This window comes from Massilia sp. 2TAF26, from assembly GCF_052115005.1.
Classification (GTDB): Bacteria; Pseudomonadota; Gammaproteobacteria; order Burkholderiales; family Burkholderiaceae_D; genus Telluria.
Window position 1 is genome coordinate 45,427 of record NZ_JBFRFV010000032.1, and the last position, 15,060, is coordinate 60,486.

Sequence of the window (15,060 nt, forward strand, 5' to 3'; positions counted from 1 at the left end):
GATGACTCCGAGCCTGGTTCGCAACGCCTTCTCCAACCTGCTCGGCGCCGTCATTCCCGCGCTGGTCGCCCTGGGCACCGTACCGCTGGTGGTCAAGGGCCTGGGCGATGCGAACTACGGCGTGTATTCGCTGGTCACCGCCATCGTCGGCTATTTCGCCGTCATCGACATCAACGTCACCGCCGGCTCGGTCAAGTACATCGCCGAATTCAATGCACGCCAGGACCAGAAGCGCATCGACGAGACCGTGTTCTTCGGCCTGGCCGTCTATTCGCTGCTGGGCCTCCTTGGCGCCATCGGGCTGTATGGCGGCGCCCACTTCTTCGTCACCCGCGTGTTCTCGGTGCCGCCGCAGCTGGTGGGCGAGGCCGCCGCCACCCTGAAGCTGGCGGCGCTCGGTTTCTTCCTCGGCCAGCTGCAGAGCTATCTGCAGAGCATCCCGCAATCGCTGATGCGCTACGACATCGCCGGCCGGATCGAGATGGTGTTCGGCACCGGCGTGCCGCTGCTGACGGTGGCCGTGTTGATGCTGGGCCATGGCCTGTTCGAGGTGATCCTGCTGCGCGTCGTCGCCAGCGCGATCAACTGCGTGGTGCTGTGGCGCTGCATCCGCCGCCTGCTGCCGGAACTCGCCTGGCGCCGGCCGGGCGCCCAGATCCGGCGCGAGCTGCTGGGCTTTTCCGCCTATTCCTTCCTCAGCCGTTTCGCCGGTCTGTCGTATGCCTATGCGGACAAGCTGATCATCGGCGCCCTGGTGGGGGTGACCGGGCTGGCGTATTTCACGGTGGCCTCGACCCTGGCGAACCGCATCCTCAGCCTGACCTTCCGCCTGTCGGGCGTGCTGTTCCCGGCCGCCAGCGCCCTGGCCGCGCGCGGCGAGCTGGAGCGCCTGCGCGCCCTCTACCTGAAGGCCAGCCGCTATGTCGTGTTCATCAACGCCTCGGTGCTGGTGCTGGTGGCCGTGTTCTCCTACCAGATCCTGTATTACTGGATGAATCCGCAGTTCGCGCGCGCCGGCCAGGTGGTGCTGGCGGTGATGGCGCTGTCGCAGTTCATCGATTCGCTCACCAGCCTGCCGTCGCTGGTCAACGACGGCATGGGGCATCCGCGTGTCAGCGGCATGTTCGCGCTGGTGCGCGCTGCCTTCGGCCTGGTCGTGGTGTGGTTCGGCGTGGATGGCTGGGGCATCGTCGGCGCCGCCTGGGGCCACCTGATTGCATCGGTGCTGATGACCTGCATCTTCCTGGCGGCGGTACACGGCCGCACCGTGCCGGCGCGGATGAAGGACCTGGTGCGCCATGCCTACCTGCCGAGCGTGTTCGGGGTTGGCCTGGTGGCCGTGCTCGCCGACGCCGGCAATCGCCTGTTCGACGGCGGTCCGCTCGACCTCGTGCTGCTGGTGCTGCTGACGGTGGCGCTGCTGTTCGCCTGGGGCGCGCTGTTCGTGATCGAAAAGGACGACAAGATTCTCGCCTGGTCCAGAGTCAAAGGTTTATTGTCGATGAGGAAAGCAGTTTGAAGATCCTGATGGTATCGGAGGATTTGCCGGGCACCCAGATCGGCGGCCTGGGCAAGCATGTCGTCACCCTGTCCAACGCCCTGCTGGAGCAGGGACATGAAGTCGACATCATGGGACGCAGCGACCGCTTCCATGCCGAGGCTGCTCGCGAGATCGGCTTCCACGGCCGGCTGCTGCCCGGCTTCGCGTTTGCGCGGCCCGGCTGGAAGGAGTCCCAGCTGGGCTTCTTCAACCCGGTCAAGCGCCCCTGGTTCGCGCGGCGGGTGGCGCGCGCGCTGATGCGCGAGGCCGGCCAGTACGACGTGGTGCACTACCACGGCCACCTGCCGATGGTGGGGCGCTACGTGCCGCCGACGATGAACTTCGTCCAGACCCGGCACGACCAGGGCAGCGAATGCGTGACCCACCTGCGCTTCAAGGAAGGGCATGTGTGCGAGACGCGCGACCGGCGCGACTGCGCCGCCTGTATCCATCCGGCGCCGAATTCGCTACGCCGGACCGTTTCTGGCTTTGCCGTACAGCGCTACCGTTCCGAAACGGCCGAGTCCTTCGCGCGCCACAAGACGGTGTTCGTGTCCGACTTCCTGCGCCGCGCCTTCCTGCGCTCGGTGCCGGACGCCGACCTGTCGCGCGCTTGCGTGATCCACAACTTCATCCGCTATCCCTTCCTGCGCGAGCTCGCGGCTCAAGCCGGCGAGCTCCGGGCAGGGGAGGTGCTGCTGGTGGGACGCATCGATACCGGCAAGGGCTTCGGCGAATTCCTGGGCCAGGTCGCCGGCTGGCTGCCGCCGCATGCGCGGGTCACCATCGTCGGCGACGGCCCGCTGCGCGAGCAGCTCGAGAGCCGCTACGCCGGTCCGCAGGTGCGCTTCCTCGGCTGGCAGCCCTATGGCGAGGTCATCAAGCTGTCGGCGCGCAGCCACGTGCTGGTGGTGCCGTCGGTGTGCGAGGAAGCCTGCTCCACCACCGTGCTGGAAGCGCTGGCGCTCGGCAAGCAGTGCGTGGCGCTGGCGCGCGGCGGCACGCCGGAGCTGGCCGCCTACCAATATTACGACGGCCAGCTGCAGCTGGCCGAGACCATGCCGCGGCTGGTGGAGCGGCTGGTCGGCATGCTGGGACGTGCGCCAGTGACGGTGCCGCTCCCGGATTCCTTCGCGATGGACGTGTCGCGCGCCATCCCTCAACTACTCGATCTCTACGCCAAATGACCATGACCAGCAAACCCACCTTCTCGATCGTCACCTGCACCTGGAACAGCGCCGCCACCTTGCCCGATACCCTTGCCTCGGTGCAGCGCCAGACCTGCCAGGACTTCGAACACATCTTCGTCGACGGCGGCTCGACCGACGGCACGCTGGAGATGATCGCCGCCTACCCGGGCCGCAAGCGCGTGCTGCGCGACGTCGGCGGCGGCGTCAGCCGCGCCATGAACCAGGGCATCGAAGCGGCCACCGGCGAATACGTGGCCCACCTGCACTCGGACGATTACTACGCCGGCGACGACGTGCTGGAGACGGTTGCCGAGCGCTTCGCCAGGGAAGGGACGGATTGGGTGTTCGGCAACGTGCAGGTGCTCAAGAACGGGGCCCTGGTGCCGCCTTATCCGATGCTGCCGTTCAGCTTCGATTCCTTCGCCGCCGGCCGCGCCTGGGTGCCGCATCCGGCCGTCTTCATCCGCCGCAGCGCCTTCGGCCGGGTCGGCATGTTCGACGAACAGCTGAAGTACGCGATGGACGTCGACCTCTGGCTGCGCCTGGGCCGGGTGGCGCGGCCGTCGACCGTCGACCGCCCGCTGGCGGTGTTCCGCGACCATGCCGGCAGCCTGTCCTCGGCCAACCGGATCAAGGCGCGCCAGGAAGAATTCGCGGTCCGGCGGCGCTACCTGACGCAGGCGCCATTGGCTTTTGGTATCTACTGCCTGCGCTACATGAAACGCATGCGGACCCTGCGCGCGGAAGAGGCGTTTTGACTTGTGGTTTTTAAGGCAAGTTTGCAGAATTGCTCTCGGAGTTTCCAGACTGTCTTTTCAGTTGAAAAACGAGGCTGGTGTTATTGAAAATATTCCTTCTGCAAAGTTGTCCGTACACACGTTGGATTTTCGCGATGGGCGAGAAAAATCTTTGATTTCTAAGGGAATTTTGCCGCAGATCAATTGATGTGCGGTACTATTATTTGGAACCGGACAGCGTTTTTCACTCACAAAAAGCGCGCGTCGCCGAATACGTCTGGCGCCATGCCGACGAGCCATCCCTTGTAAGTCTTAGTTAATATTCTCGGAGCTCCCACATGAAATTTCATCGGAAAGGAATCGTCCTCGCGGTCGCCCTGATGTCGCTGTTCTGCTCGTTCAGCGCGCGTGCCGACTGGGCGCAATCCACCGATCCCCTCGTCGTCCAACCGGCCCCGGCCAACGGACAGGTGCAGGCCCAGAACCCGCCCGGCTTCGCCTGGGCGCGCTATGCCTCCGGTCCGGCCAGCTACGTGATCGAGATCACGCCGGCCGGCGGCGCACCGGTGACGGCCACTGTCAACCGTAACTGGTATCTGCCGACCAAGGCCATGGCGCTCGGCAACTACATCTGGCGCGTGCGCCCGGCGAATTCGTCCGACTGGTCGGCCCCGCGTTCCTTCGCGATCACCAGCAAATCGGCCGTGTTTGAAGTGCCCGACAACGCCACCCTGCGCGCCCGCATCCTGGCCAAGGCTCGCCCGCGCTCGCTGCCGGCGACCACCACGCCTTACTCGACCTGGAATACCGCCAAGAAGGCCGAGCTCGATCCTTACCTGAGCCGCCTCACCAACGAAGTCAAGCTGCAGATGGGTGCGCTGCCCAACCTGAGCGATGCAACGTGGCCGATCACCATCGGCGCCCCGCTGACGGCGCAGATGGCCGCCCAGCAGGTCGACGTGCGCAACAGGATCAACGAAGCCACCCGTCAGATGGAAGCCGCGGCCCTGCTGTGGCGCATCCGCAAGGACCCGATCTACCTGAACGAGGCGATCAAGCGCGGCGACCAGCTCGCCTCCCTGACCCCGACCGGCCCGACCAGCTACGCCAACCAGGACCAGGCCACCCGCCAGATCGCGCTGTCGCTGATCAAGGCCATCGACCTGCTGCCGGGTGACCTCGACGCCACCCGCCGCAACCGCTGGCTGGACGTCGTGCGCGTGCGCACCAACGAGATGTTCAGCAACCTGGCCGGCGACAACGGCCGCCTGGACCAGTTCCCGTTCGACTCGCACGGCAACACCCTGATGATCTTCATGTCGCTGATCTCGAGCCTGTCGCTGGGCGACATCCCGGATGCGCAGAAGTGGTTCGACTTCACCTTCCGCGCCTACGTGAATACGCCGTCGCCGTGGTCCGGTCCGGAAGGCGGCTACGCCAACGGCACCGCCTACGCCGAGTACGCGGCCGGCTACATGGTCGCGCTGTGGGATTCGATCAACCAGGCCACCGGCGTCAACATGTACGCCAAGCCCTGGACCCTCGGCTTCCTCGACTTCGCCATGATGCTGACGCCGCCGGGCTCGAAGGTCCACGCCTTCGGCGACGGTTCCGAGACCAAGCCGGATCCGCGCGTGTTCCACGCCTTCGCCCAGCGCCTAGTCAACCCGCGCGCCAACTGGTACCAATCCAAACTGGGCGGCATCGAAGACGGCATGCAGGTGCTGGAAGCGCCGTACCCGATGCCGATCGCCGGCAACACCGTGTTCGCGGCGCCGTCGAACGAGTCGTATTACCCGAGCATCGGCTGGGTCGCGATCCACAGCGATATCGGCAACACCAACCGCAGCTCGTTCTACTTCAAGTCGAGCCCATACGGTTCCTTCAACCACAGCCACGGCGACCAGAACGGCCTGCTGCTGTCGGTGGCCGGCCAGCCGCTGCTGATCAAGTCGGGCTGGTACGACTGGTACGGCTCGCCGCAGTGGAGCGACTGGTACCACCAGACCAGGTCGCAGAACGCGATCACCTTCGACGGCGGCAAGGGCCAGCTGGTCGACGGCTACCGCGAGCAGCTGCAGCGTAACGGCAAGATCACCGCGTGGGCGGTGAATCCGAACTACGACTACGCCGAAGGCGATGCGACCCCGGCCTACGGCGGCCAGCTGACGATGGCCAAGCGCCAGATCTGGTACTTCAAGGCCCAGGATGCGATGCTGGTGCGCGACAAGCTGTCGGCCGTGGTTCCGCACACCTACGAGTTCAACCTCCACGCCCCGGTGGCGTTCACGGTGGAGAGCCCGTCGAGCGTGAAGATCACGGCGGGCGGCCAGTCGGTCTGCCTGCGCGACCTGAACGGCAACGCCCCGTTCGCGACCTGGACCGGCCCGGCGGCGAAGGCCGGCGTGACCGAAGCGCACGGCGCCTTCTACCTGAAGAACGACGGCAAGTCGGTCGGCGAATTCCTGGTCCTGATGGACGTCGGCTGCAAGCGTCCGACCGTCAAGATCGGCGCCTCCGGCAGCACCCGTACCTTCACCATCGGTACCCAGACCGTGAATCTCAACTGATCCAAGCGTCCGTCGAGTTCCCGAAGCGCCGTGCTACACTCGGCGCGCGGGCCGGAATCCTTCGCAGGCAAGGCGCCGCGAAGGATTTTTTTTTCGCCGGTAGCTCATCATGAAGCAGGTCTTCCTCATCGCCGCCCACAAGGATCCCGCCCAGCTGAACGCGCTGGTCGAACGCCTGCGCGACGAGGACTTCCTGATCTACGTCCACCTCGACGCCAAGGGTGCCATCCAACCCGCCGAAGTCCACCCAGGCGCGCGCCTGGTCGGCCAGCGCGTCGCCGTGCACTGGGGTTGCTTCAGCCAGGTCGAGGCCACCCTCAATTCGCTGGCGCAGATCGTGGCCGAGGTGCCCGAGTTCGACAAGCTGCTGTTCCTCAGCGCCCAGGACTTCCCGCTGCTGTCGAACGCCGCACTGAAGTCGGCGCTGGCGGCATTGCGCGGGCACGAGCTGCTGGACACCGCGCCGATCGGCCGCGGACCGGGACAGTGGGCGGCCGCCTACCGCTACCAGTATTTCTACCGCCCGGACGCGGGGCCGGCGCTGCGCCTGGCCTGCTCGCTGGCGAACCGCGCGATGCGCGCCTGCGGCCTCACGCGGCGCATGCCGAACGGCCTGCAGCCCCATGGCGGCTCGTCATGGTGGGCGCTGTCGCGCGACTGCGTGCGTGATGTGCTGGCGCGGATCCGCCGCGAGCCCGGCCTCCTGCGTTTCTTCCGCAGCGTGTCCTGCGCCGACGAGCTGTTCTTCCAGACCCTGGTGATGAATTCGCGCTTCAGGGAACGCGTGCTGTCGGAAAATTTCCGCTACGTCCAGTGGCCGCAGCGCGGCGCGCGCAATCCAAAGATCCTCGACGAGCACGACTTCGAGCGCATCGCCGCCTCGAACGCCCATTTCTGCCGCAAGATCGACAGCCGGACCAGTGCCGCGCTCCTGCAACGCCTCGAAGCGCTGCGGGCAGGCTGAATACCGCGCAATCGTGCGTCGGTACGGCTGCGTTAGAATAAATTCATGCCGACCCAGTTATCGATTGCCTGCATCCTTCGCGATCCGCTCCCTCCGACCCGTGCCGATGTGCTGACCCTGTTCGGTATCGAGATGCCGCGCTACGGCGTGCATACCGAGCTGGTGGGGCAGGGCGGGCAGGAAGCCGGCGCGCCCGGATGGCCGGCCGGCGGCATGCACGTGGTGGGGCGTCTTCACTCGCCGCTCGCCAGTGTCTGCTCGCCGCTGTGGGACCTCCTGGGCCTGTGGCGCGCCCTCGGCGGCTTGCGCGGCCTGACGCAGGGTCGGCGCCCGGACTGCCTGCAGGTGCGCGACAAGATCGCCAGCGGCGTGCTGGGCCGCGTGGCGGCCGCGCTGCTGCGCGTGCCCTTCGTCTACTGGATGTCCTTCCCCATCGTCGAAGGCTATGCGGTGCGCCGCGACGACATCGCGCGCCACCAGCGCGGCCCCGTCGGCCGCCTCAAATGGGCGGCGCACGCGCTGCGCGCCTGGGCGTCCTGGCATGTCATCTACCGCCTGGTGCTGCCGGGCGCGCGCCACATCTTCGTGCAGAGCGATGCGATGGCCGACTGGCTGGCCGGCAAGGGTTTTCCACGCGAGCGCATGACGGCGGTGCCGATGGGCGTGGACGCCGCCCTGTTCGACCGCGCGACGGTCGAGCCCGTCGCCGATCCGCGCCTGGACGGCCGCCGGGTGGTGCTCTACCTGGGCCGCATCGCGCAGTCGCGCAGGTCCGATTTCCTGCTGGACGTCACCGAAGAACTGCGGCGCGAATGTCCCGAGGTCCTGCTGGTGATCGCCGGCGATGCGCCCTCGAACGACGAGATGGCGTGGATGCGGCGCGAGATCGCCGCGCGCGGGCTCGAACAACACGTGCTGCTGACCGGCTGGCTGCCCCAACGGACGGCGCTCGGCTATGCGGTGCGGGCCGAGGTCGGCCTGGCGCCGATGCCGCGCGGGGTGCTGGGCGACACCATGTCGCCGACCAAGGTGATCGAATACATGGCGCTCGGCATTCCCACCGTCGCCACCGACATTCCCGACCAGCAGCTGGTCCTGGCGCAGAGCGGCGCGGGCCTGTGCGTGCCGATGGAAGCGCAGGCTTTCGCGGCTGCCGTCCGCGAGTTATTGAACAATCCTGAGCAAGCCCGGCGGTTTGCCATGCGTGGTCCAGCGTACGTAAAAGCCCATCGTACCTATGATATTCTCGGCCGAAATGTTGCAAGAACTTATAAAAAGATCCTGATGGAGTAGCCCTGCACGATGTGGACCCATTCGCTCAAGTTCTCCCTGCGTTCTCTCGGGCGTGAACTGGTCCGCAACATCTGGGGGCGTCTGCTGGTCTACCCGGCCCTGGCAAGGAACGAGCGCTCGCGCGAGACCCTGGCCCGCTATGTGGCCAGGCGTGCCGCCAGGGTCGGCGTGCCGCTCGACGGCGATCCTTTCAGCCTGCCGCGCCTGGCGCCCGGCACCCCGCTGCTGACCAAGCAGGAGCTGCGCCAGCATCCCGAACGCCTGCTGCGCCCGCGCCGCTTCGGCTCCCTGATCCGCACCACCATCAAGACCAGCGGCACCTCCGGTACGCCGCTGACCATCGTCCAGTCGCTCGGCAATATGGTGCGCGAGGAGGGCTTCGTCTACCGCCAGCTGCGCTGGATCGGCTGGCGCCCCGGCCAGCCGCGCGCCTGGATTCGCGGCGACATCGTCTGCGCCGACCAGCCGAAGGACGGCCGCTACTGGTGCCGCGACTGGGTCGGCAACATGCTGATGATGTCCTCCTACCACCTGTCGAATGACACGATCGACGCCTACGTCGCTGCCCTCGAAGGGGTCGATCCGGTCGTGATCCACGCCTATCCATCCTCGATCGCGGCGCTGGCGGCCTGGCTGAACGCGCGCGGACGACGCTACGAAGGCAGGGCGCTGAAGGGCGTGATGACCTCGTCGGAAACCATGGAGCCGGAGGTGAGGGCGGCGGTCGAACAGGCTTTCGGCGTGCGCGTGTTCGACTGGTACGGCCAGTCCGAACGGGTGGCCGCGATCGGCACCTGCGAGCACGGCAGCTACCACGTGCTGACCGACTACGGCAGCGTGACCCTGCTCGACACCGACCAGCCGGAGGCATGCGAGCTGGTCGGCACCGGCCTGAACAACCTGGCGATGCCGCTGGTCCGCTACCGCACCGGCGACACCGTGATCCCGGGCGGCGAAGCCTGCGCCTGCGGCCGCGTGTTCCCGACCGTCAAGACCATCCTTGGACGCCAGGAAAAAGTCCTCACCCTGCCGGACGGCCGCATGATCGGCCGCCTGGACCGCATCTTCCAGGGCCACGACCGCCACCTGGTCGAAGGCCAGGTGGTGTATCGCGGCCACGGCCGCTTCCTGTTGCGGGTGGTGGCCACCGAGGCCTGGAGCGAGGCGGACGCGCGCGCGATGGTCGACAAATTCCTGCTGCGCGTGCCCGGCGTCGAGGTGAGCGTCGCGCGGATCGAGGCGATTCCGCGCGGACCGCGGGGCAAGTTCGAGTTCGTTATTGTCGATGAGGAAGACGAACCGTGCGCACCACGGGAAATTCATGATGTATGATCGAAATATTGCCCGTTTAATAAGAGCGTGTATTTTGTTGAAACAGCCACCGACCATGCAGGGAATAGCCGGGGAGACGTGCGCGTGAAACCGCCCGCGCCGCGCATCCTGATGGTCGGTACCGCCCTGGAAGGCAGGGGCGGGGTGGCGGCGGTGGTATCCGTGCTGCGCCAGCATGGCTTGTTCGAGCGCGAGCGGGTGCGCTACGTCGCCACCCACCGCGAGGGTTCGAAAGCCGAGAAGGCGAAGGGCGCGCTGTCCGGTTTCTGGCAGACCGTGCTGGCCTGTGTGAGCCAGCATCCGGCCGTGGTGCACGTCCATGCGGCCTCGCGCGCCAGCTTCGTGCGCAAGTCCATCGTGTTGCTGATCGCCCGCCTGGCGGGCTGCAAGACGATTTTTCATCTGCATGGCGGCGGCTTCCGCCAGTTCGCCACCGTCGAGGCCGGCACCCTGATGCGGCGCTGGATCCGCCACACGCTGGAAGCCAGTTCCGTCGTGATCACGCTGTCGGCCGGCTGGGCCGACTTCGTGCGCGCCTTTGCGCCGAAGGCCAGGGTGGCGGTGGTGCCGAATTCGGTGCCGCTGCCGGCGCCCTCCGGCATTCGCGGCGAAGCGCAGCGCGTCCTCTTCCTCGGCCGCATCGAGGAAACCAAGGGCGTGTTCGAACTGCTCGGCGCCGGCGCCCGGCTGGCGACGCGCTTCCCGGACCTGCGCCTGGTGTTCGGCGGCGAGGGCGATGCGGAAGCATTGCGCCGCCGCGCGTCCGAGCTCGGCATCCTGGAGCGCATCGAACTGCCCGGCTGGCTCGGCCCGCGCGAACGCGACGGGCAGCTGGCGCGCGCCGCCGTATTCTGCCTGCCTTCGCATGCCGAGGGATTGCCGATGTCGATGCTGGAAGCGATGGCGGCCGGCCGGGCGGTGGTCGCCAGCAGCGTGGGCGGGATTCCGGAAACCCTCGTCGACGGCAACAACGGCCTGCTGGTGCCGCCGCGCGACGAGGCGGCGCTGGCCGGGGCGCTGCAGCGGGTATTGGGCGACGACGCCCTGCGTGCACGGCTGGCGGAGCGGGCGCGCGCAACCATCGAGCAGCATTACTCAACCGAGGTAGTGTGCGGGCAATTGTCCGCGATCTACCGTGACTTGGCGGGGACACAATGATGAGCGAAGCGACAGGCATGGTCTGGCTGGTGAACCGTTTGCGCTGCATGTCGGTGGCCGAGGTCGGCTACCGGATCCAGCAGGCGGCGGCGAAAGGGGTGGCGAAACGGCTCAGGCAGCGCGCCGCGCCGCCGCTGCCGCGCGCCCGCACCTTCGCCATCCATGGCGCGCCCGCCTTGAGCGCGGCCGAGCGCGAAGCCCTGCTGGCCGACGCCGATAGCATTTGCGCCGGCCACGTGGTCCTGTTCGCCGAACGCCGCTTCGACGTCGGCATGCCGCCGCTGTGGAACCGCGATCCCGAAAGCGGCGTGACCGGACCGGCCATCTACGCCGGCGACATCGCCATCACCAACCGCGACCAGGTCGGCGACATCAAGCATGTCTGGGAACTGAACCGCCACCTGCACCTCGTGCGCCTGGGCCAGGCCTGGGCCGCGACCAACGACGTGGCCTGGCTGCACGCCCTGCACCACCAGCTGCGCAGCTGGCTCGACCAGTGTCCGCCGCTGGTCGGCCCCAACTGGACCAGCTCGCTGGAACTGGGCATCCGCCTGATCAACTGGAGCCTGGTCTGGCAATTGATCGGCGGCGAGGGCAGCGGCCTGTTCGCCGGCGAGGACGGCGAGCGCCTGCGCGCCGACTGGCTCGATTCCATCCACGCCCACTGCAGCGCGATCGCGCGCCACCTGTCGCGCCATTCCTCGGCCAACAACCACCTGATCGGCGAACTCGCCGGCCTGTATGTGGGCGCCTCGATCTGGCCCTGCTGGAAGTCGTCCGGGGCCTGGCTCGAGCAAGCCAGGCGCGAACTCGAACACGAGGCCCAGGCCCAGTTCTCGCGCGACGGCGTGAACCGCGAGCAGGCCTTCGCCTACCACATCTTCTCGTCCGAGTTCCTGTTCGTCGCCGGCCTGGTCGGCCAGGCCTGCGGCCATCCCCGCAGTCAGCCTTTTTCGCGCGCCTACTGGGCCAGCCTGCAGCGCGCATTACGATTCTTACGGTCGCTGCGCGACGTCGGCGGCAACGTGCCGATGGTGGGCGACGCCGACGACGGCATCGTGTTCCGCCTGGACGCCCCGGGCAGCGACCGCGCGGCCCAGCTGCTGGCCCTGGGCGACGCCGTGCTGCGGCGCCACGACAGCGCGTATGCGAGCGAGCATCCGGGCGTGCGCTGGCTGCTGCACACCCTGCCGGGCAAGCGCCCGGAAACCGATCCGCACGAATCCGAGACCGGCTGGGCCTTCCCGGACGGCGGCTACCTGCTGTTCGGCTCCCACTTCGGCGAAGCCAACGAGATCAAGGGCATGGTCGACTGCGGGCCGCTCGGCTACCTCGGGATCGCCGCCCACGGCCACGCCGACGCGCTGGCGCTGAACCTGTCGGTCGGCGGCGAGGAATGCCTGGTCGACCCCGGCACCTATTCCTACTGGCAGGAGCACAAGTGGCGAGACTACTTCCGCGGCACCTCGGCCCACAACACCGTGCGCATCGACGGTCTCGACCAGTCGGTGTCGGGCGGTCGCTTCATGTGGCTGAAGAAGGCCAGGGCGGCCATCGAAAGGATGCCGCAGTCGCCCCATGAATTCGATTTCCGCGGCTCGCACGACGGCTACGAGCGCCTGGCGGACCCGGTGCGCCACATGCGCAGCGTGCGTTTCGACGCCGCGACCTCCAGCCTGGTCGTGCGCGACGAGTTCGCCGCCAGGAAGCATCACCAGGTCGAGCTGTTCTGGCATTTCGCGCCGGGACTGAGTGTCCGCCTGGATAGTTCTGGCTTGCACGTGCGCGGTAAACGCTTCGCCCTGCAGATGCACGCCCATGGCGCCGACCTCAAGCTGGAACTGGTGCGCGCCAACGAAAATCCGCCGCTGGGCTGGTATTCGCGCTGCTACGAATCGAAGGAGCCTTGCGACGTGCTGAAGATCAGCACCGTATCGTCCGCCGTCCCGGTCGAGTGCAGGTTTACAATAACGTTTTTTTAATAACCCACCGTTGTAATAATTGTTTCAATACTAATTACTAGGGAACTTGTTTCATGCTCATTTATCTGGTTGCAGGCGCACGACCCAACTTCATGAAGATCGCTCCGATCGTCCGCGCGCTGCAGGCTCAATCGCCGAAAACCCTGTCGTACAAGATCATCCATACCGGCCAGCACTACGACCGCGAGATGAACGACGTCTTCTTCGAGGAACTCGGCATTCCGCAGCCCGATGTCTTCATGGCCGCCGGCGGCGGCAGCCATGCCCAGCAGACCGCCAAGATCATGGTCGGCTTCGAGGAGCTGTGCCAGAACGAACGCCCGGCCGCCGTGCTGGTGGTGGGCGACGTGAATTCCACGCTGGCCTGCTCGATCGTCGCCAAGAAACTGAACATCCCGGTGGCCCACGTCGAGGCCGGCCTGCGCTCGGGCGACATGACGATGCCGGAAGAAATCAACCGCCTGGTCACCGACAGCATCTCGGACTGGTTCTTCGTCACCGAACCGGCCGCACTGGAACACCTGCGCCGCGAAGGCAAGCCGGATTCCGCCGTGCATTACGTCGGCCATGTGATGGTCGACAACGTGCTGTACCAGGCCGACAAGCTGGCCCATGCCGACACCTCGGCATTTGAAACCAGCGCCTACAAGCAGGCGCGCAAGGACGCGGGCGAGCGCTACGGCGTGATCACCATGCACCGCCCCAGCAACGTCGACGACAAGGAAACCTTCACCCGCATCGCCGGCGCCCTGAAGGAAATCTCGAACGAGCTGCCGCTGATCTTCCCGGTGCACCCGCGTACCCGCGCCAACATCGACAAGTTCGGCATCGACCTGGGCCCCAACATCACGCTGGCCGGTCCGCAGGCCTACATGGCTTTCCTCAACCTGTGGAAGGACGCCGCCGTCATCCTGACCGACAGCGGCGGCCTGCAGGAAGAAACCACCGCGCTGGGCGTGCCCTGCGTGACCATCCGCGAGAACACCGAGCGCCCCGTCACCGTCGACGAGGGCTCGAACGTGCTGGTCGGCACCGATCCGGCCGTGATCATGCTGGAAGCGCGCAAGATCCTGCGCGGCGAAGGCAAGCAGGGCCGCCGGCCGCACCTGTGGGACGGCCGTGCGGCGGAACGCATCGTCGCTGTATTGGCAACTGAGCTGGCCAAGGAATCGCAACAGAAACTCGAATGAGCACAAAAGGATGATCATATGAGCGAACGCATCACACTGATGGGGTGCTCCATCGACAACCTGTCGATGGAGGAAACACTGCAGACCATCGAGGGTTTCATCCATACAGGACGGCCCCATCAGCATGTGGTGGTGAATGTGGACAAGCTGGTCAAGGCCAGCCGCGATCCCGAGCTCAGGCAGATCATCAACGATTGTGCGCTCATCAATGTGGACGGCATGCCGGTCGTATGGGCGTCGCGCCTGCTCGGCAAGCCGCTCAAGGAAAGAGTCGCCGGCGTCGACCTGTTCGAGGCGCTGATGCGCCGCGCGGGAGAGAAGGGCTGGCGCGTGTTCCTGCTGGGTGCGAAGGAAGAAGTGGTCGGCAAGGTGGCCACCACCTACCAGCGCAAGTATCCGAAGCTGGTGCTGGCCGGCTACCGCAACGGCTACTGGAAGGGCGAGGCGGAAGAGGCGCAAGTCGTGGAACAGATCCGCGAGGCGCGCCCGGATTTGCTGTTCGTGGCGATCAGTTCGCCGAAAAAAGAGCAGTTCCTCGGCCGCTACCAGGCCGAGATGAAGATTCCGTTCGCGATGGGCGTGGGCGGCACCTTCGACGTGGCGATCGGCCACGTCAAGCGTGCGCCGGTGTGGATGCAGAAGTCGGGGCTGGAATGGTTCTACCGTTTCCTGCAGGAGCCACGGCGCATGTTCCGCCGCTACTTCATCGAGGACATGGCCTTTCTCCGACTCTTCGTCAAAGAGGCGGTAAGCGGCCGCCGCAAGGCATAAACCAAACAGGGATTACGGCAGCCACAGAAGCTGCCGCACGAATAAATCGAGGCGCCAGCCGGCAACATGACCGGCATGGCGACAGGCATAACTTTTACGAAAGCACATATCAATGAAGATTCTGGTTACCGGCGGCATGGGTTATATCGGTTCGCACACCGTGGTTGAACTGCAGAACGCAGGCCACGAGGTGGTGGTGGTCGACAACCTGTCCAACGCCAACCGTTCCGTGCAGGAACGGGTGACTCGCATCACGGGGAAGGCTTTCGAATTCGTCGAGGCCGACATCCGCGACCGCGCGGCGATGGAAGCCGCGTTCGGCGCGCACAAGGT

12 protein-coding genes are annotated in these 15,060 nt (G+C 66.4%); all 12 read left to right on the forward strand.

The genetic code is table 11. From position 1 onward, the window contains the following. Window position 1 precedes the first annotated feature (1 nt). Window positions 2-1,519: an oligosaccharide flippase family protein gene (locus AB4Z32_RS23755; protein ID WP_442124338.1), complete on the forward strand. Its 1,518-nt coding sequence runs from the start codon at window positions 2-4 to the stop codon at window positions 1,517-1,519. Further along, complete coding sequence (locus AB4Z32_RS23760) at window positions 1,516-2,727, forward strand: glycosyltransferase family 4 protein (protein ID WP_442124339.1); 1,212 nt, start codon at window positions 1,516-1,518, stop codon at window positions 2,725-2,727. Before AB4Z32_RS23755 ends, AB4Z32_RS23760 begins: the two co-directional genes overlap by 4 nt. A 2-nt stretch (window positions 2,728-2,729) precedes the next feature. After that, window positions 2,730-3,488 carry a glycosyltransferase family 2 protein gene (locus AB4Z32_RS23765; RefSeq protein ID WP_442124340.1) on the forward strand — a complete coding sequence of 253 codons (759 nt, stop codon included), beginning with the start codon at window positions 2,730-2,732 and terminating at the stop codon, window positions 3,486-3,488. Between the two features lie 317 nt (window positions 3,489-3,805). After that, complete coding sequence (locus AB4Z32_RS23770) at window positions 3,806-6,037, forward strand: DUF4962 domain-containing protein (RefSeq protein ID WP_442124341.1); 2,232 nt, start codon at window positions 3,806-3,808, stop codon at window positions 6,035-6,037. Between the two features lie 109 nt (window positions 6,038-6,146). Continuing rightward, window positions 6,147-7,001 (forward strand): beta-1,6-N-acetylglucosaminyltransferase, encoded by an 855-nt coding sequence (locus AB4Z32_RS23775; protein WP_442124342.1) that lies wholly within the window; start codon window positions 6,147-6,149, stop codon window positions 6,999-7,001. Window positions 7,002-7,046: 45 nt separating this feature from the next. Then, the gene (locus AB4Z32_RS23780) at window positions 7,047-8,294 is read left to right on the forward strand and encodes a glycosyltransferase (protein ID WP_442124343.1); all 1,248 of its coding nucleotides are present in this window, start codon (window positions 7,047-7,049) and stop codon (window positions 8,292-8,294) included. A 9-nt stretch (window positions 8,295-8,303) separates the two neighbouring features. Further along, window positions 8,304-9,626, forward strand: a complete 1,323-nt coding sequence (locus AB4Z32_RS23785) for a phenylacetate--CoA ligase family protein (RefSeq protein WP_442124344.1) — start codon at window positions 8,304-8,306, stop codon at window positions 9,624-9,626. An 84-nt stretch (window positions 9,627-9,710) separates the two neighbouring features. Continuing rightward, a complete protein-coding gene (locus tag AB4Z32_RS23790) occupies window positions 9,711-10,784 on the forward strand; it encodes a glycosyltransferase family 4 protein (RefSeq protein WP_442124345.1) in 1,074 nt (357 codons plus the stop codon). After that, the gene (locus AB4Z32_RS23795) at window positions 10,784-12,766 is read left to right on the forward strand and encodes an alginate lyase family protein (protein ID WP_442124346.1); all 1,983 of its coding nucleotides are present in this window, start codon (window positions 10,784-10,786) and stop codon (window positions 12,764-12,766) included. Before AB4Z32_RS23790 ends, AB4Z32_RS23795 begins: the two co-directional genes overlap by 1 nt. Window positions 12,767-12,819: 53 nt before the next feature. Then, window positions 12,820-13,956 carry a non-hydrolyzing UDP-N-acetylglucosamine 2-epimerase gene (wecB, locus tag AB4Z32_RS23800; RefSeq protein ID WP_442124347.1) on the forward strand — a complete coding sequence of 379 codons (1,137 nt, stop codon included), beginning with the start codon at window positions 12,820-12,822 and terminating at the stop codon, window positions 13,954-13,956. 18 nt (window positions 13,957-13,974) lie between these two features. Next, complete coding sequence (locus tag AB4Z32_RS23805) at window positions 13,975-14,727, forward strand: WecB/TagA/CpsF family glycosyltransferase (protein ID WP_442124348.1); 753 nt, start codon at window positions 13,975-13,977, stop codon at window positions 14,725-14,727. 112 nt (window positions 14,728-14,839) lie between these two features. Beyond that, a partial coding sequence (locus AB4Z32_RS23810; RefSeq protein WP_442122331.1) for an SDR family NAD(P)-dependent oxidoreductase occupies window positions 14,840-15,060 on the forward strand: 221 nt, incomplete at its 3' end.